Origin of the sequence: Cryptosporangium minutisporangium (assembly GCF_039536245.1) — a bacterium.
In the GTDB taxonomy this organism is placed as follows: Bacteria; Actinomycetota; Actinomycetes; order Mycobacteriales; family Cryptosporangiaceae; genus Cryptosporangium; species Cryptosporangium minutisporangium.
Map to the genome: position 1 here is coordinate 517,959 of NZ_BAAAYN010000017.1, position 16,537 is coordinate 534,495.

At 70.5% G+C, this 16,537-nt stretch carries 15 protein-coding genes; 7 read left to right on the forward strand and 8 right to left on the reverse strand.

The annotated features are described in order from the left end of the window. The first annotated feature begins 293 nt into the window (after positions 1-293). Entirely contained in the window at positions 294-1,292 is a 999-nt protein-coding gene (locus ABEB28_RS14185; protein WP_345728516.1) for a prephenate dehydrogenase, read from the forward strand. Between the two features lie 31 nt (positions 1,293-1,323). Here ABEB28_RS14185 and ABEB28_RS14190 read toward each other — a convergent pair whose 3' ends face one another. The 3 genes from ABEB28_RS14190 to ABEB28_RS14200 form a co-directional block, all read right to left on the reverse strand. Next, complete coding sequence (locus tag ABEB28_RS14190) at positions 1,324-2,298, reverse strand: thiamine pyrophosphate-dependent dehydrogenase E1 component subunit alpha (RefSeq protein WP_376981780.1); 975 nt, start codon at positions 2,296-2,298, stop codon at positions 1,324-1,326. Then, entirely contained in the window at positions 2,295-3,368 is a 1,074-nt protein-coding gene (gene mtnA, locus ABEB28_RS14195; RefSeq protein ID WP_345728649.1) for an S-methyl-5-thioribose-1-phosphate isomerase, read from the reverse strand. The genes ABEB28_RS14190 and mtnA overlap by 4 nt, the downstream gene beginning before the upstream one ends. 288 nt (positions 3,369-3,656) lie before the next feature. Continuing rightward, entirely contained in the window at positions 3,657-3,950 is a 294-nt protein-coding gene (locus ABEB28_RS14200; RefSeq protein WP_345728517.1) for a hypothetical protein, read from the reverse strand. A 718-nt stretch (positions 3,951-4,668) separates the two neighbouring features. Here ABEB28_RS14200 and ABEB28_RS14205 point away from each other — a divergent pair. Then, positions 4,669-6,156 carry a helix-turn-helix domain-containing protein gene (locus tag ABEB28_RS14205; RefSeq protein WP_345728518.1) on the forward strand — a complete coding sequence of 496 codons (1,488 nt, stop codon included), beginning with the start codon at positions 4,669-4,671 and terminating at the stop codon, positions 6,154-6,156. Between the two features lie 169 nt (positions 6,157-6,325). Further along, positions 6,326-6,901 (forward strand): GNAT family N-acetyltransferase, encoded by a 576-nt coding sequence (locus ABEB28_RS14210; protein WP_345728519.1) that lies wholly within the window; start codon positions 6,326-6,328, stop codon positions 6,899-6,901. 345 nt (positions 6,902-7,246) lie between these two features. Here the strand turns inward: ABEB28_RS14210 and ABEB28_RS14215 are convergent, their stop codons facing one another. Both ABEB28_RS14215 and ABEB28_RS14220 read right to left on the reverse strand, forming a co-directional pair. Next, positions 7,247-8,254 (reverse strand): cobalamin B12-binding domain-containing protein, encoded by a 1,008-nt coding sequence (locus ABEB28_RS14215; protein WP_345728520.1) that lies wholly within the window; start codon positions 8,252-8,254, stop codon positions 7,247-7,249. Next, the gene (locus ABEB28_RS14220) at positions 8,254-9,603 is read right to left on the reverse strand and encodes a PP2C family protein-serine/threonine phosphatase (protein WP_345728521.1); all 1,350 of its coding nucleotides are present in this window, start codon (positions 9,601-9,603) and stop codon (positions 8,254-8,256) included. Before ABEB28_RS14220 ends, ABEB28_RS14215 begins: the two co-directional genes overlap by 1 nt. Before the next feature lie 260 nt (positions 9,604-9,863). Between ABEB28_RS14220 and ABEB28_RS14225 the strand changes: the two genes are divergently transcribed. Then, entirely contained in the window at positions 9,864-10,211 is a 348-nt protein-coding gene (locus ABEB28_RS14225; protein ID WP_345728522.1) for an STAS domain-containing protein, read from the forward strand. 11 nt (positions 10,212-10,222) lie between these two features. Here the strand turns inward: ABEB28_RS14225 and ABEB28_RS14230 are convergent, their stop codons facing one another. After that, positions 10,223-10,402, reverse strand: a complete 180-nt coding sequence (locus tag ABEB28_RS14230; protein ID WP_345728523.1) for a hypothetical protein — start codon at positions 10,400-10,402, stop codon at positions 10,223-10,225. Positions 10,403-10,605: 203 nt separating this feature from the next. On the opposite strand from ABEB28_RS14230, the gene ABEB28_RS14235 reads away from it, so the two are divergent. Then, positions 10,606-11,103, forward strand: a complete 498-nt coding sequence (locus ABEB28_RS14235; RefSeq protein WP_345728524.1) for an adenylyltransferase/cytidyltransferase family protein — start codon at positions 10,606-10,608, stop codon at positions 11,101-11,103. On the opposite strand, the gene ABEB28_RS14240 is transcribed toward ABEB28_RS14235, so the two are convergent. Then, positions 11,069-11,776 carry a permease prefix domain 1-containing protein gene (locus ABEB28_RS14240; RefSeq protein WP_345728525.1) on the reverse strand — a complete coding sequence of 236 codons (708 nt, stop codon included), beginning with the start codon at positions 11,774-11,776 and terminating at the stop codon, positions 11,069-11,071. The two genes, ABEB28_RS14235 and ABEB28_RS14240, sit on opposite strands and share 35 nt — an antisense overlap. Continuing rightward, a complete protein-coding gene (locus ABEB28_RS14245; protein WP_345728650.1) occupies positions 11,773-12,060 on the reverse strand; it encodes a PadR family transcriptional regulator in 288 nt (95 codons plus the stop codon). The genes ABEB28_RS14240 and ABEB28_RS14245 overlap by 4 nt, the downstream gene beginning before the upstream one ends. An 849-nt stretch (positions 12,061-12,909) precedes the next feature. On the opposite strand from ABEB28_RS14245, the gene ABEB28_RS14250 reads away from it, so the two are divergent. After that, on the forward strand, positions 12,910-14,445 hold the full coding sequence (locus ABEB28_RS14250) for a multicopper oxidase family protein (protein ID WP_345728526.1): 1,536 nt from the start codon (positions 12,910-12,912) through the stop codon (positions 14,443-14,445). 205 nt (positions 14,446-14,650) lie between these two features. Continuing rightward, positions 14,651-16,534, forward strand: a complete 1,884-nt coding sequence (locus tag ABEB28_RS14255) for a DUF1800 domain-containing protein (protein ID WP_345728527.1) — start codon at positions 14,651-14,653, stop codon at positions 16,532-16,534. Positions 16,535-16,537 lie beyond the last annotated feature (3 nt).

A 16,537-nucleotide genomic window follows, 5' to 3' on the forward strand; every position in this document is an offset into this window, starting at 1 on the left:
ACGCCGCCGTCGGCTGGGTTTCCGGAGCGGCCGGCGCCTTGCCCGAGGACGATGCCGCAGGGGTGACTCGTCCGCCGGGACCGGACACGGTCGGGCGCCGCCCACCCCGCCGACCTTTTGCTCTCTTCATGCCCATTCCTCCCGGCTTTTCCGACCCTGACCCTCGCTGATTACGACAGATCACTGCAAGTCGACTTGGCCAAGAGACACCCACGTATTGCGCGAGCCATCCGTCCCCGCGACACCACCCCCACACCCGCCCTGGTTTGCTGTCCGTTGTGGGGATCTCTCGGGTGGCCGTTCTGGGACTCGGCCTGATCGGTGGCTCGCTGCTGCTCCGGCTCACTGCTGCCCAGGTCAGCCCGGTGGCGAGCGATGACCGGGCGCCGACCGCCGTGGGTTACGACGCCGATCCACGGACTCGGGCGGCGGTCGCCGAGCGGCTCGGTGCGTCCGCGGTGGCGCCGGATCTGGCGTCCGCGGTGGACGGGGCCGACCTCGTGGTGCTGGCGGTACCACTCCCGGCCGTCTCGATCGTGGCCGCCGCCCTACGCGACGTCGGTTACCGCGGCCTGCTCACGGACGTCACGTCGGTGAAGGAGCCGGTGCGAGCGATCGTCGCGGCCGAGCTCCCGGACGCCCGCTGGGTCGGCGGGCATCCGATGGCGGGCAAGGAGGCATCCGGATTCGACGTCGCGGAGGCCGGGCTGCTGGACGGCTGCGTTTGGGCGCTCTGTCTGGACGACGAGACCGCGCTGGACGACTGGCTGGCCGTCGCCGGGTGGGCGCTCGGCGTCGGCGGTCGGGTGACGCCGCTCAGCGCGGCCGAGCACGATGCCGCGGTGGCCCGGATCAGCCACCTTCCGCACTTGGTGGCAGCGGCGCTCACGACGGGAGCGGCCGCCGAGCCGCTCGGACCGGCCGCACTGGGTCTCGCCGCCGGTTCGTTCCGGGACGCCACCCGGGTCGCCGCGACGCGGGCGGCGCTCACCGCGGCGATGTGCGGTGGTAACGCGGCTGCTCTGATCACCGAGCTGGACTCCCTCGTCGAGCGGCTGGCCGGAGCACGGGACCTGCTGACCACCGCCGATCCGATCAGCGCGCTCACCGGATGGCTCGATACCGCGCGGGCAATCCGGGTCGAGTGGCCACCGCAGGGCGAAAAAGCCGAGATCCGCCTGACCCGCGACGCCCTGCTCGCCCTCGGCCGCGCCGGCGGCTGGCTCACCGAACTGCACGCCGACACCGCCACCGCGGTCGTCCCCCCGCAGAAGGTCCACCCGTCCACGTAACCCGGCCCGCATCACGTGGACAGCGGGACGATCAGCGCGCGAACACCGGGAAGCTTCCGGACGGCTCCAGGCTCAGGCAGGCCTCGCGGACGGCGGCGGCCAACTCGGTGGCGTCCGCCTCGGCCTGCGCGTAGAACGATTCGTCGGCGAGCCGTTCCGCGTCGAGGTAGCGCTGTAGCCGCTCGATCGGGTCGAGCGTGCGCCACCGCTCGACCTCTTCCGCGTCGCGGTAGCGACGTGGATCATCCGACGTGGTGTGCGGCCCCATCCGATACGTGAACGACTCGATGAGCGTCGGCCCTTCGCCGGCTCGGGCCCGCTCGACCGCCCAGCGCGTCACCGCGAGGACCGCCAGCACGTCGTTGCCGTCGACGCGGATGCCGGGGAACCCGAAGCCGTCGGCCCGCCGGTACAGCGGCACCGGCGACTGCCGCGCGACCGGCACCGAGATCGCGTACTGGTTGTTCTGGCAGCAGAAGACGACCGGGGCATCGACCACCCCGGCCCAGTTCATCGCCTCGCTCGCGTCGCCCTGACTGGTCGAGCCGTCACCGAAGTAGACGCCGACGACCTCCTCGGCGCCGTCCCGCTGGACGCCCATCGCGTAACCGACCGCGTGCAGCAGCTGGGCCGCCAGCACGATCGTGTACGTGTTGAGACGACGCGCGAACGGGTTCCAGCCGCCGTGCGAGGCGCCGCGGAACACCGCCAGCAGCTCGGCCGGCTGCACCCCGCGGGCCAGCGCCACCCCGTGCTCCCGGTAGGACGGGAACAGCATGTCGCCGGCCGCGAAAGCCCGCACCGAGGCCACCTGCGCCGCCTCCTGGCCGAGGCTCGGCGCCCAGAGGCCGAGCTCACCCTGCCGTTGCAGCGCGGTCGCCTCGGCGTCCACCCGGCGGGTGGCGACCATCTCCCGGTAAATGCCCCGCAGCTCGTCCGGCGTGACGCCGAGCGGGAACCGGTCGTCCTCCCGACGTTCACCGGCCGGGGTCAAGAGCTGGATCACAACAGGCTCCGTAGCGGGCCGAGCGGAACGTCGTCCCAGGTCTCGCCGGCCGCGAACCGTACCACCCGTCGGTCGGTCACCACGGCGGTGACCAGGTCCGCCGGTGTCACGTCGAAAGCCGGGTTGGCGGTGACGACCCCCGCGGGAGCCGAGCGGACCGCGCCGAATCCGACGACCTCGGCGTCGGACCGGTCCTCGATCTCGACGTCCGCGCCGGTGGCCGTCGCCGGGTCCACCGTGGACTCCGGCGCCACCACCACGAACGGGACTCCGGCTCGGGCCGCGCCGAGCGCGTGCGCGTAGCTGCCGATCTTGTTGACGACGTCACCGTTGGCGCAGATCCGGTCAGCGCCGATGATCACCGCGTCGATCTCCCCGCGGGCGATCAGGTAGGGACCGGCACCGTCGACCGCGAGCCGGAACGGGACGCCGGCCCGCGCCAGCTCCCACGTCGTCAACCGGGCGCCCTGCAGCAGGGGACGGGTCTCACTCGCCACCACGCCACCGAGCCGCCCGGCCCGGTGCAGCGCGAAGACCACGCCCAGCGCGGTGCCGCCGGTAACCGTCGCGAGACCACCGGTGTTGCAGTGGGTCAGCAGACGCGGCGCCGGACCGCACAGCGCGCCGATCAAGTCGATGCCGTAAGCAGCCATCGAGTCGCTGCTGGCGATCTCCTCGTCGCGAATCGCCAACGCCTCGGCCAGGGCAGCATCGGCGCCTGCCGCCACGACTCCGGCGACCCGGTCGACGGCCCGCGCCAGGTTCACCGCGGTCGGGCGCGCGTTCCGCAGCGCCAGAATCGCTGCGTCCAGGTCGGCTGGGTCCGGCACGGTCCGGACGGCCAACGCCACGCCCAAACCCCCGGCGACGCCGATCGCCGGTGCGCCGCGGACGGCCAGCCGCTGGATCGCGTCAACGACGGCCTCGACCGTCTCCAGGCGGAGCAATCGCTCGACGTCCGGCAACGCGGTCTGGTCGATCAGTTCCACGGCCGGGTGATCGGGATGCTCGACCCAGTCGACCGTGCGCTGATGTCCGGATAGGGCTCCCGCCCCCGGGGCGTCGACCACCGTACCGGGCAAGGAGTCGACGCCATCGGGGGCGGGAGCGTCCTGGGACGCCCCCGTACCAATGGACCAATTCTGCGGAACGTCGCCGGTCGGCGGCGTGGACCGAGGCGGTTCGGTGCTGCTCACACACCGAGCCTGCCATGCCACGCCGACCGACCGGCTCCGCCGGTCGCCAGGACCGTCCGGGGGCGCGTGTGGACGATCCGGGCGACGTTCGTGGGGTCGCGCTGCGTTTGCCAGCAGTCGCACAGCGCGACCCGATGCGCCGACTCCGAGGAGGTCAGGAGTTCAGACGCGTTCTTCGCTTCCGGTCAGCGCTCGTTCGAGCACTGTCCGGGTCGTGCAGGGCCACGGCACTCGTCCGCTCGGGGTCTCCGGGCAGCCGGTGCAGTAGAAGCGACCGTGCGGGTCGCCGGGAACCTGCACGCCGTCGTGTAGTGCGAGCACTGCCTCCACGGCCCTGAGCAGGTCGTAGAGGTCGAGGGGTGCGTGCGCGAGGAGGGCGACGTCGTCCGCCTTACGGATCCGCTCGCGGATGTCCCGGAGCGTCACCCAGACGTTCGTGGAGTGCCCTCGACTCACCGGGCGCACCGAAATCGTGGTGCGCAACGTAGTCGCGAGCGCCCAGCCGACAAGCGCGGCGGCGCGCCTACCGGCGGCAAGCGTCCGAGTCCAGCGGAAGGCCCCTCGAGCCCAGTGGACGACGGCCCGCCGGACGACGTGGTGGTGTTCCGTCCACACGAGAGGATCCCCCGGTTCCGGAGCGATCTCGAGTAATGACCGCGCCCCTCCGGGCCCGGCTCAGACATTGGTCGCGCCCGCCTTCGCCATCCGGTCCACCCCTCTAGTGCTGCTTTGAAGCCTCGTGAACGCAGAAGCGTTCGAATCGCGCCAGAAGCACTGGTGCGTCAACTGGTGCGACCTGAGAGTGAACTTTCAACGATGAGTACACAACTCATCACTGACTGATGTTGATACCCGGACGTATGAGCAATGCGGGCAGTTATTCGTCAAGGCTGGTTCCGTGATCACGAACCACCCACGCGTGCACACCGTCCCCTTCGGCCCGACTTGCACCAGAGGCCGATCCCCATTCCGCCCAAGAGCCAGGCAAGTCCGGCCGAGCGGCGGAGCCGGCTCGTCGGCATGTCCGCGAACCAGGCTCCGACCTGCGGTCCCATCCCACGGAAGGGACCGCTTCGCCATGCCGTTGTGGCCTTGCGCACACCTTCCGCGCCGCTATCATCAGCCTCATCCGGGTGTTTGAGAAGTGTCCACTGCGCAGGGCAGGAGCACGTCGATGGCCCGTGAGTCGTCCGAGCACTCCCCCGCTCCCCGGGTGTGCGCCCATTGTGGGGGGCGACTTCGCCGCGACAACACCAACACTCTGTGTGACCCGTGTCAGCGGAGCGCGCACACCGTAGAGCTGCTCGCTCCGGTACTGCCGCTCGATTTCTGGGCCGAACCGGAGATGCGGCAAGCGCTGGCCGATCATGACCTGGGTAAGGTCTCCCAGCTCTATCGCGCGCGCACGCCGATCCGTCGGCAACACATGGTCGCCGAGCTCGTCGGCTTCTCCCAGGCCCATATCTCGCGTATCGAACGCGGTCTCTGCGAAATTCGGCTCGACACCGTGCTGCGATTCGTCCAAGGCCTGCGGATACCGCCTCACCTGGTAGACCCCATCGGCGCTCCATACCTCGACGGATCAACGGCGCCCGAATTGCCAACTACCGTCCCTACTCATGCAGGGCATGAAGTAGGAGACAACATGCGACGTAGAAGTGTGCTGAAAGGACTGACCGGTGCGGCCGCACTGGTGGGGTTCTCGCTCGCGGGTGACGAAGATGAAGAGGCCCTCGCGAGCGACGATTTCGGCCGCGTCGGCGAAGCGCACGCCGCGCAGTTGGAGGACGCTCCGAAACACCTGTACAACCTCGATTACCGCTACGGCGGTGACACGCTCTGTGATCAGGCTGCCGCGCAGCTACGCCGGGCGAACAAGCTGCTCAACCGAGGTCAGTACAGCGAGGCCGTCGGCCACCGTCTGCAGGTGGCAACCGGTGAGCTCGGCATCTGCGCCGGCTGGCTGGCGTTCGACGCCGGTAGGCAGGACCAGGCCCGCTACTGCTACACCGAGGCGCTCGCCGCGGCCCGGATGGCCAACGACCCGAATCTCGAGGTCCACGCGCTGGCGAACATGAGCATGCAGGCAGTGGCGCTCGACCGGCCGCGGGAAGGCCTGCACATGGCGCAGGCCGCGCAGCGAGTCGCGAAGACCATCTCGACACCGACGATGGAAGCGCTGCTGGCGATGCGGGAGGCGCGCGCCTGGGCGAAGCTCAACGACGGGCCGGCTGCCCGGCGGGCGATGGTTCGCGCGCGGGACGCGTTCGAACTGCGGACCGACAACGAAGAGAAGCCGGTCTGGATCGCGTTCTTCGACGAGGTCGAACTGGCCGGCAACGAAGGCATGTGCGAGCTCGACACCGGTCGGGCCAACAAAGCCGCGTCGTTCCTGGAGCTCGCCCGCGGAAAGCAACGCGAAGGCATGGTCCGCAACAAATCCCTCTATACGGTCAGGCTGGCCTTCGCTACCCTCGCCCGTAGAGACGTGACGCGCGCCATCGAAATCGGTGAGGAGGCGTTGGGAATGGTCGTGAACGAAGTGACCAGCACCCGCACCCTCAACGAGCTGAGAGCGTTCCGCCGCCAGCTGGCCCAGGTCAGCACCTCGACGGCCGCTCGCAGCTTCATGGCGAGGTTTGATTCCACGGTCGTCGCGTGAATTCGGCCGTCGGTGACGGCGGCCGAATTCGATGTCGCCCAGCGACCACCACGCAGGGCGAACACTCTCGCACTATCGGTGGTTGTCCCCCCTTGACGGGTCGGTTCGCGGCCCGAACGTCCGCATGCCCGGACGGGGGTTCGCCGTCCGGTCAGCAGAAAGGCCGACGATGACCCCTTCTGCGCCTACCCACCTCGTCACCCGCGCGTACGACACCGCTGGGGTACGAGAGATGCAGGACGAACTGTTCGCGCTGTACGCCGAGGTATATGCAGATCAGCTGAGCGATCCGTTCTACTCCGTCGAGCGATTCGCCGACCGGTTCGCCGGCCATTCCAATCGGTCCACCTTCCGGCTGGTGACGGGACGAATCGGCACCGAGTTGATCGGTTACGCCTACGGCGGCCCGCTGAGCGCGAACACCCAGTGGTGGAGAGGTCTTCGGGAAGAGATCCCGCCGGACGTCCTCACCGAGGACGGATCGAGAACGTTCGCACTGAACGAGATCATGGTGAAGGCGAGCTGGCGGCGGCGGGGGATCGCCCGTTCACTTCACGACATGCTGCTGGACGGCCGTCCGGAGCGGCGCGCCACGTTGCTCGTCGATCCGGCCAATACGCCGGCGAGGACCGCATACCTCTCCTGGGGATGGCAAATCCTCGGACCCCTGCAGCCGTTCCCGGACGCGCCGGTGTACGACGCGTTGGTCGTCGACCTCCCACTCAGTCACGTCGTTGCGGGATGAAAATCCCATAAATAAGGACGCAACTCCCGCGGACCCCGTTACTCCGGCGAAAGGCTCTCGTTGACCAGTCCGTGCTGACTCCGCGCTCGTACTGCTCCCGGAAGTCAGGGCCGCGGCCCGAACAGCCGACGTCGCGGCCCACTCCGGGAGAACACGTGTTGGCGGTGGCACCGTCCGGTCGGCGGGATCGGCATCGGGCTCACGCGTTGTACTGCAGCCGTCCGCGCCCGGTCGATCGGGCGGCCGGCCACGACGCCGCCTCGGCCCGCGCGCGATAACTCGCCGCGTCCGACAATCCGCCGCGCGCGATAACTCGCCGCCTTCGGGGCCGGAGAACGTCGGAGCTCAGTCCGTCTCGCGCAGCAAGCGAGCGGCGACCGGAAGCTGACTACCGGCCGTCCGGGAGAGGACCTCCCACAGCGTCGGCACCGCGGTCTGGTGGCACCCGCGTGCCGCGAGCAGTGTGGTCAGCCAGTCCCGCCCGTCGCGGAGGACCATCACGTCGTCGGTCAGCAGCGCAGCGGCGAGCGCGTGCAGGGCGTGGTCGACGGCGTACTCGGCTTCGGCGTCCAAGCCGACCAGGCAGTCCGCGCCGATCTCGCCGAGCGCCGTCAACCATTTGCTCAACACCTGAGCAGCCAGCTCCCGGTTCCGGATCAACAGTTCGGCCTGCTCCTCGGCGCCCGCATGGGCGAGCGCGGGCACCGGCTCGACGACCGGGCGCAGCGTGGCGAGCACGTTCCCCGCCTCTCGCGGTGACGCCGCCCAGCCACTGGCGCCCAACGCCAACGCGCGGGACGGGTCGCTGCCGAACGCGCGGCCACCGGCGATCGTGGGGATACCCGCCTCGGCGGCTGCCTCGATGATGCGGCGTGCCGCCGGTAGCGCGGCCGGCATCGAACAACTCACCGCGACGACGTCCGGGTCGAGGCGGTGCAGGTAACCGGCGAGGTGCTGCGCCGGCGTCGAGGCTCCGAGGAACGTCGTCCGCCAGCCGAGATGCCGCAGCGATTCGGCGACGATGCGGGCGGCGAGCGCGTGCCACTCGCGTTCGGCGCACGCGACGACGGCGTATCCGAGCGGCTCTACCGGCTCCGGGATCCAGGCTCCGACCGTTGCGACGGCCGCTTCGCTGACTGCGGTCGCGGCGTGCTCCTGCGCGACCGAGTACTCGCCGCTCTGCCAGCGCTCGCCGACCAACTCCTGCGCCAGGGCGATCAGATCGAGCAGCAGGACGACCGGGTCCACCCCGTCGGCGAGCAGTTCGTTCACCACCTCGACGGCCAGCCGTCGGTCGGCGGCGTCGAGCGCCTTGGCGTAGTTCTCCCGGGCTTCCTCCGGAATACCGCTCACTACTGCTTCACCCCGCCGAAGGCGAGTACGGCGACGTCGTCGGTCGGGCCGATGCCCGTGCCGCTGTACTCGGCGACCGCGATGTCGATCGCCTCGACCAGCGCATGCGGTCCGCTACCGGCATACCCCGCGACGAGCTGGGACAGCCGCCCGAGCCCGTAGCGGCCCGCGGCACCGACGGCGTCCGGCACGCCGTCGGTGAAGAGCAGCATCATGTCGCCCGGTGCCAGCTCCCGGCGTACCTCGGCGTACCGCGCGTCCGGAAGCGCTCCACAGAGCAACCCCTTGACCGGCACGTCTTCCACCACGCCCGACCGGCGAACGATCAGCGGTCGTGGATGGCCGGCGGACGCGAGCGTGACCGAGAGACCCCCGTCCGGGGCCGTCCGGACGCGCGCGCAGATCGCCGTCAGGAATCGGGTGGCCGGCTCACCGCGGCCACCGTCGGCGATCAGGGCCGCGTTGAGCACCCGGAGCAGCTCCGACGGGTTGCGGTCGAAGTAGGCGGCGCCGCGCACGGTGTGCCTCGCCTGGCCGGTGAGGATTGCGGCCTCGGCGCCCTTGCCCGCCACGTCCCCGAGCAGCACGGACCAGTCGCCCGGCTCACCGAAGACGTCGAAGAAGTCACCCCCGATCTCGGCAGTGTGCATGGCGGCCCGCATCCGGGCGCCGATCGCCAGTCCGGGTGTGTCGGGCAGCTCGGGTGCCCGGAGGCTGGCCGCGAGCACCTCGGCCACCCGCGCTTGCTCCGCATAGATCCGGGCGGTGTCGATCGCGATCGCGATTCGCCCGGTCAGCTCCTGCGCGAGCGCGACGTCCTCCGGTTCGAAGCCACGTCCAGCCCGCCGCGCGAGCGTCAAGGTGCCGAACGTTGTCCCGCGCCCGGTCAGCGGAAGAACCAGGAGGTCGGCGGGGCGCAAGCCCAGGACGCCGTCCCTCAACACGCCCGCGGGCACGGTCGCGGCGACGGACTCCGGCACGTGCCCGTCGGCCAGCACGTGCATCAGCTCGGGGCGGCCGGTGGCGAGGACTCGCCCGTGACCGGAGACCTCGCCGAGCACGGGACGGGCGCCCTCCACGGTCACGAATCGATCGGGTGCGTCGGCGCGGATCGCGGTGAATCGGACGCCGGTACGGGTCGGCATCATCAGCTGCGCCCAGTCGGCCAGTGCGGGCACGGTCACGTGCAGCGCACGGCGGAGCGTCCGCTCGGGGTTGAGTGATCCGGCGAGCTGCTTGCTCGCCTCGGCCAGGTGCGCCGCCCGTTCGCGGGCGGTGGCCAACAGCGCCGAATCGTCTAGCTGGCCCAGTGGGGCCTGGGCGACGTACCGCACTGGCTGCTCGAACATCGGGTAGAACCTCTTCAGTTGGGCAGCCCTGCCGGTGGGGAATCCTGCAGGCAGGCTTCCTCGACTGTACCCACCGGTACGCCGGACAGCAGGACGCAGCATGATCGGAGCGGCGGGGACGACGCGGGATCGACGCGGTGTCGGTTCAGTGACCTAGGGACGGTTGGGCGCCCAGCGCGGTGGAACAATTCCCACGTACGGGTCGTCGGGTAGTGGATCCGAAGGGTCTGGCGACCGGTCGGGCAGAGGGAGGGACCGGAGTGATCGAAGACGGCATCTGGCGGCTGGACGTCTCCGTGACCGACGGTACGGCTTGGCTGCGTCCGCGCGGTGACCTCGACATGGAGAGCTCACCCTCGTTGATCCGGTGCGCCCAACGGGAGCACACCGGCGGCGCCAACCGGGTCGTCGTCGATCTGTCCGGGGTGACGTTCGTCGACTCGTCCGGCGTCGGCGCGCTGGTCACGCTCTGGCGGACGATCGGTGAGAGGCCGGGCAGTTTCGCGATCGCCGCACCGTCCCGCGCCGCGCAGTCCGTTCTCGCCACGACCGGCATCGACACCCTGATCGAGCGTGCCGAGGTGCGGCCGCAGGTTCAGGCCGGCTAACCGGGCAGACGTCAGGCCCAGGCACCCAGCCGCGGGCTCCGCGGTGCACGATCGGCGAGGTCGAGCAGCACCCAGTCGACGGAGAGCCCAGCCCACGATTCCGGCAGCTCAGCCGCGTGGGCCTCCGGGTGGCGCTCCGCCGCGACTTGGGCGAGCCGCCGGTCGCCCAAGGCTTCTCCGTACTCGTCCATCCGAGGTTCCCCCGTCTGACGCACCGGGAAGTACCGTGCATAACCGACGCTAAGCACCATCAGCGTCGGGACGGTTACGGTTCGCGACCCGGCAATGTTTCGGGTCACAGCCACCCCGGAGCCGCTCCTCGGCGGGCCGCGACGGACGATGATGAGGGGCCGACGGACGAACCCGACGCACCACCTCGGAAGGACGTGACCGGATGCCCGACTCGCCGCGAGCGGGGCTCCACCTCAGCTGGTACGCGCACGCGTCCGGCGCCGGCCGCCTGGTGGTCGTCACCGGTGCGTTCGACGTGCTCCACGTCGGCCATCTGCGCTTCCTGCAGTCCGCTCGGGCGACCGGCGATCTGCTGCTGGTCGGGGTCGAGGCGGACAACCGGGTCGCGGCCTGGAAGGGCCCCGAGCGACCGGTGAACACCGGGGTCGAGCGTGCCGAGATGCTCGCTGCCCTCCGGCCGGTGGACGGCGTCTTCCTGGTTCAGGGTGACCCGGACGTGAAGGAACCCGAGGCCTACGTCGACCTGCTGCGTCCGCTCGATCCGGCCGTCCTGGCGTTCACCCAGGGTGACCCGTTCGCGAAGGAGAAGCACAGCTCGGCCCGTCTCCTCGGCGCGGCGGCGGTCGAGGTGCCGCTGGTGCCCGAGCGCTCGACCAGCGCGCTGCTCAACGGGCGGCGGTCGGTTCCGACGGCCGGCTGAAACCCAGCCGCCCGGCCCGGAGCACGGTGACCGTCGCCGATCGGGCCACCGCCAGCGAGGTGACGACGGTCAGCAGGACCACCGCGATGCCGGGAGCACTCGACTCCATCTCCTGCACGCCGCTTCCGCCGTCCACCAGTGACATGTAGGCGGACGCACCGAGGCTGACCACCAGCATCAGCCACCCGAACAGCCCGACGCCGAGCGCGAGCCGCCGGACCAGCGTCGCCGACGCACGGCCGAACAGCGGAATCGTCGCCGCGGCGGTGATCGCCGCCCCGTAGCTGAACAGGTCGAGCAGGGTCGCTACCGACGCGATGCTCGGCGGCGCCGCGTCACTCCCGATACTGGCGAACCGCCAGAGCCCGTCCCACGCCAGCGTCATCGCCGGGAAGGCCACGGCGAGCAACATCGCGGTCCGCCGCCCTTGGCAGGCGTCCAACTCGGCCTGGTAGAGCGGAGCCAGGTCCGCGGGGTCGCCGAACTCGGCCGCGGCCCGACGGGCCGCCTCGTCCGGCGCGAGGCCGGCGTCACGGTAGGCGGCCGCCGCGTCCTGCAGACCGTCGTCCACTTCCTGCAACAATGCAATCCGGACGCCACGGGGACCGCGCAACCGAGCACGCAGATCGGCCACCAGCCCACCGACGGGATCCAGCTGCAAGGTCGCGGTCATGTCCCCTCCGCCAAGGTCGCGTCGAGGGCCCGGCTGTACGCCAGCCACTCGGTGCGTTCGGCCGCCAGCGCGCGCCGGCCCGAACCGGTCAGCCGGTAGGTGCGGCGCTTCCGGCCGCCGACCGTGCTCCAGTCGCCGGTCAGGTAGCCGGCTCGCTCCAGCGCGCGAAGCGCCGGATAGACGGTCCCGGTGGGCAGGTCGAACCGGCCGCCGGAGCGCTGCCGGAGCGCCTCGATGACCGCGTAGCCGTGTAGCGGGCCGGGCTCGAGAACCGCCAGCAGCATGGCGTCCAGATGACCGCGCACACTGTCCTTCACAGGTAGGCAGCCTACGGATGGCCGACGCCGATCGGACCGTCCCGAGCCGGATATCCGGGCGGTCCCGGGGTGATCTCAGGGTTGTGGCCAGCGAATCTCCGGGTCCACACCCGATCCATAGGTAGGTTGCCTACTCATAACGTCGTCAGCGTCCCGCTCCCCGACCCGAGGACGCCCGATGTCGACTCCCCCCACGCGACGACCGCGGGGCACGCTCTGGCTGTTGCGGCTCAGCCTCGCCGTGCACGCCGTCTGCCTCGTCGCACAGCCGATCCTGGCCGGCCGCTATCTCGACGGCGACTACGACGCGATCGGCGCCCACAGCCTGAACGGTTCGCTGCTACCCGCCTCCGGCATGGTCGTCGGTGTCGCGGCGCTCGCCTACTGGGTGGCAGGCGGCGTCGGCTGGCCGCTGCTGTTGTTCGGTGGGCTCTGGCTGGCCGAGGGCTTCCAGATCGGCATGGGGTACGCCCGGGTGCTGGCGATCCACATCCCGCTCGGCGTCACCCTCGTCGTGGTCGGCCTCGGGCTCGCGGTCTGGGTGTGGCGCCCGGCGGCGGCGAGGCCCCGCCGCCGCGGACGGCTGAGCGAGCGGCTGGGCGAACGGCTCGGCCGGGCGGCGCGCGGACGGCGTTCCGGGAAGTCGACGCGCGCCGCACTCGACCGCATCGCGGCTGCCGGCGCGGCTGCCGGCGCGGCTGCCGGAGCGGCTGGCGGCACGGCTGCCGGAGCGGTTGGCGGGGCGGGTGGCGGCGCGGCTCCTGGTCACCTNACGGCTGGCGGCGCGGCTCCTGGTCACCTGCCGGGAGCGGACCGATGAGGCGCCGTCAGTTCCTCGGGCTGGTCGGTGCCGCGGCGGGCACGGTCGCGTTGGCCGGCGTCGCCGGATGCGACACCCCTGGCCAGACCGGCGAGCTCCTCGCCAGCGAGATCCCGCTGCCGGAGCCGTTCCGGGTGCCGCTGCCCGTGCCGCCGGTCAAGCGGCCGGTCCGCCGGGACGCGACCACCGACTGGTACGACATCGTCCAGCGCCGCGCCGAGGCAGAGATACTCCCCGGCGTCCGGACGCCGATCCTCGGGTACGACGGCGTGTTCCCCGGGCCGACGATCGAGTCGCGCCGCGGCCGTCGCACGGTCGTCCGGCACCACAACCGGACCGACGTGCCCACCGTCGTGCACCTGCACGGTGGTCACACCCCGGCCGACCACGACGGATGGCCGACCGACCTGGTGATGCCGCTCTCCGGGACCCACTCGCACTCCCACTCCCACCACCCCGGCCGGATCACGCAGGGCCGTCGCGACTACGTCTATCCGCTCGACCAGGAGGCCGCGACGCTCTGGTACCACGACCACCGGATGGACTTCACCGGCCCGCAGGTCTACCGAGGCCTGGCCGGCTTCCACCTGGTGCGGGACGCGGTAGAGGAGGCGTTGCCGCTGCCCAGCGGCGACCGGGAGATCCCGTTGATGATCGCCGATCGGGCGTTCGCCTCCGACGGATCACTGAAGTACCCCGCCATGGACCCGGCCGGACACACCGCCGGCCCGATGGACGACTGGATCGAGGGTGTCCTCGGCGACGTCATCCTGGTCAACGGTGCCCCGTGGCCGGAGCTGGAGGTCGTGGGCGCCCGCTACCGCTTCCGGGTGTTGAACGCCTCCAACGCGCGGCGGTACCGGCTGACGCTGGACCCACCCCCACCGGGCGGCCCCGCCTTCGTCCAGATCGGATCGGACGCAGGCCTGCTGGCCGCACCGGTCGAGCACGGCAACGTCGACATCGCACCGGCCGAACGCTTCGACCTGATCGTCGACTTCAGCGGCTACCGGCCGGGCCAGGTCGTGACGCTCCGGAACGGCTTCGGCGCCGGGGGCACCGGGCAGGTCATGCGGTTCCGGGTCACCCGGCGGGTCGCGGATGAGTCATCGGTGCCCGCGCGCTTGGCGGAGGTGCCCCCGCTCGTCCCACCGCGCGACGCGCCCCGGCGGCGATTCGCGTTCAGCCGGGGCCGGGTCGGCGACCGAGCGGGCTGGGTGATCAACGGCAAGCCGTTCGACCCCAGCCGGGTGGACGCCACCCCTCGCCTGGGGGAAATCGAGATCTGGAGGCTCTCCACCGACCTCCATCACCCGGTCCATATCCACCTCTCGCCGTTCCAGGTGCTGTCTCGCAACGGTCATCCGCCCGGCGCCTTCGATACCGGGTGGAAGGACACCGTTGACCTGCGTCCGGCCGAGACCGTGGAGGTGGCGGTGCGATTCACCGACTACCGGGGCCACTATCTCCTGCACTGCCACAACCTCGAGCACGAGGACATGGCGATGATGTCCACATTCGAGACAAAGTGACCAGGAGTACTCACGAGTCACTTTAAATACTTCCGATGGTTGATTAAGAGCACCCGAAGAACGTTGGCACCAGCTCTTCGCGTTACTACCTTCCGGCATGAATCACAGACTTTTTTAGTCGGCCGTTGGACACATCGGACGGGCCGACATTTACCGCCACGCATCAAAGGAGCCCTGCCGCATGCCTCAGCGGCCCGGTCGATCCATGCCTACCGACAGCGAGCCCACGTCAGCGCCGCCGGTGCCCTCCCGCTGGGGGCGGCGCGGCCTGGTCACCGGCGTCATCGCCGCGGCCGGGCTCGCGGTCGCCGCGTGCAGCAAGGACGACGACGATCCGAAGTCCGGCAAGACCACGGCCTCGGGCTCGGACTCGGACTCGTCCGGCAGCAGTGCCGGCCAGGGTGACCAGGTCGCGGTGACGCCGACCGAGAGCCAGACCGCGGGCACCTCCCCCACCGGCGGCGACGCGACCACGAAGTCGCTCGACAAGTCCACCGGCGGCGGCTCCGAGCGACCGTCCGGACGGCAGGCCCGCACCGTTCGCACCTACCGCGAGCGCGACGAGTCCTACCTGGGCTCGAAAGCCGGGGATCAGCTGCGCGGCAGGCCGAGCGTCCCGTCGAAGGTCTACTCCGGGCCGGCCGCGGCCGCGACGGGCACGAAGGTCAGCTCCCCGCTCGTGTTCGCCGCAGACCCGGTGCTGCACCTGTTACGCCGGACGACGTTCGGTGTCACGCCGGAACTGGTCGCCGAGGTGCGCGAGACCGGCATCGACGCGTGGCTGAGCAAGCAACTCCAGCCGCAGTCGGTGTCCGAGTCCGGCGACGTGTCGACGGCCGAGGGCGTATTCAGCACGCACGGCAAGTCGATCAAGCAGCTCCGGGAGGACAAGGAGCGCCTCGGCGACCAGCGGCCCCACGCCGACCAGGAGAACGTCCGCCTCACCATCGCCCGGCAGATCTGGTCTAAGCGGCAGCTGTTCGAGGTGATGGTCGACTTCTGGAACGACCTGTTCCACGTCGCGAACCCGTTCGACGGCTCGGAGATGGTGCGGGCCTCGTTCGACGCGGACGTCATCCGTAAGCACGCGCTCGGCTCGTACGAGGACATGTTCCTGGCCGGCAACCGCCACCCGGCCCTGCTCCGCTACCTCAACCAGGACCAGTCCCGGAAAGACCGGGTGAACGAGAACCTGGCTCGCGAGAACATGGAGCTGTACTCGGTCGGCGTCGACGGCGGTTACACCGAGGTGGACGTCCGGCAGGCAGCGCTGCTGCAGACCGGCCGCCTGATCAAGGACGACGAGTTCTTCTACGACGACAACGCTCACCACCTGGGTCCGATCACGGTGATGGGGTTCAGCCACCCCAACTCGGAAGCAACCAGTGGCCTGGACGCCAGCGACGAGTACCTGAGTTACCTGGCGCTGCACCCGTCGACCGCGGACCGGGTCGCCCGGCAGCTCTGCCTGCACTTCGTCTCCGACACCCCGCCGGACACGCTGGTCGCCCGGCTGAAGAAGTCCTACCTGGACAACCGCTCGTCGATCGTGCCGGTACTGCTGACGCTGTTCTCGTCGTCGGAGTTCTGGGGCTCGGTCGGGCTCAAGGTGCGGCGTCCGATGGAGTACGTGGCGGCGACCTACCGGACTCTCGGCGTGAAGCCCGGCTCCGGCACTGACCTGCGGGACGGCCTGGCCGGCGTGCACAACCGGATGCGTGAGCTCGGGCAGTACCCGATGGGCCAGCCGTCGCCGAACGGCTATCCGCGCGTGTTCACCGCGTGGGCGTCGGCGGGAACCATGATCGAGGAGTGGAATGAGGCACGTTCGCTGGTCGCCGGCGGCCGAAAGGGCTTCACGTTCGTCAAGCCCGAAGAGCTCGTCGACGAACCGCCGGCCACCGCGGGGGAGTTCGTGGACGCGCTGAGCGTCCGCCTGGTCGGGCAGAAGCTCCCGGCGAAGGATCGCTCCGCGGTTCTCTCGGTGAGCGGACTGAGCGCGGACGCGACCGTCGACGCGACGTTCAACGGCGCGGTCACCGCGGTCGCGCGCGCAATCCTCGCCTCCCCCTACCACTCGTTCAAGTGAGGC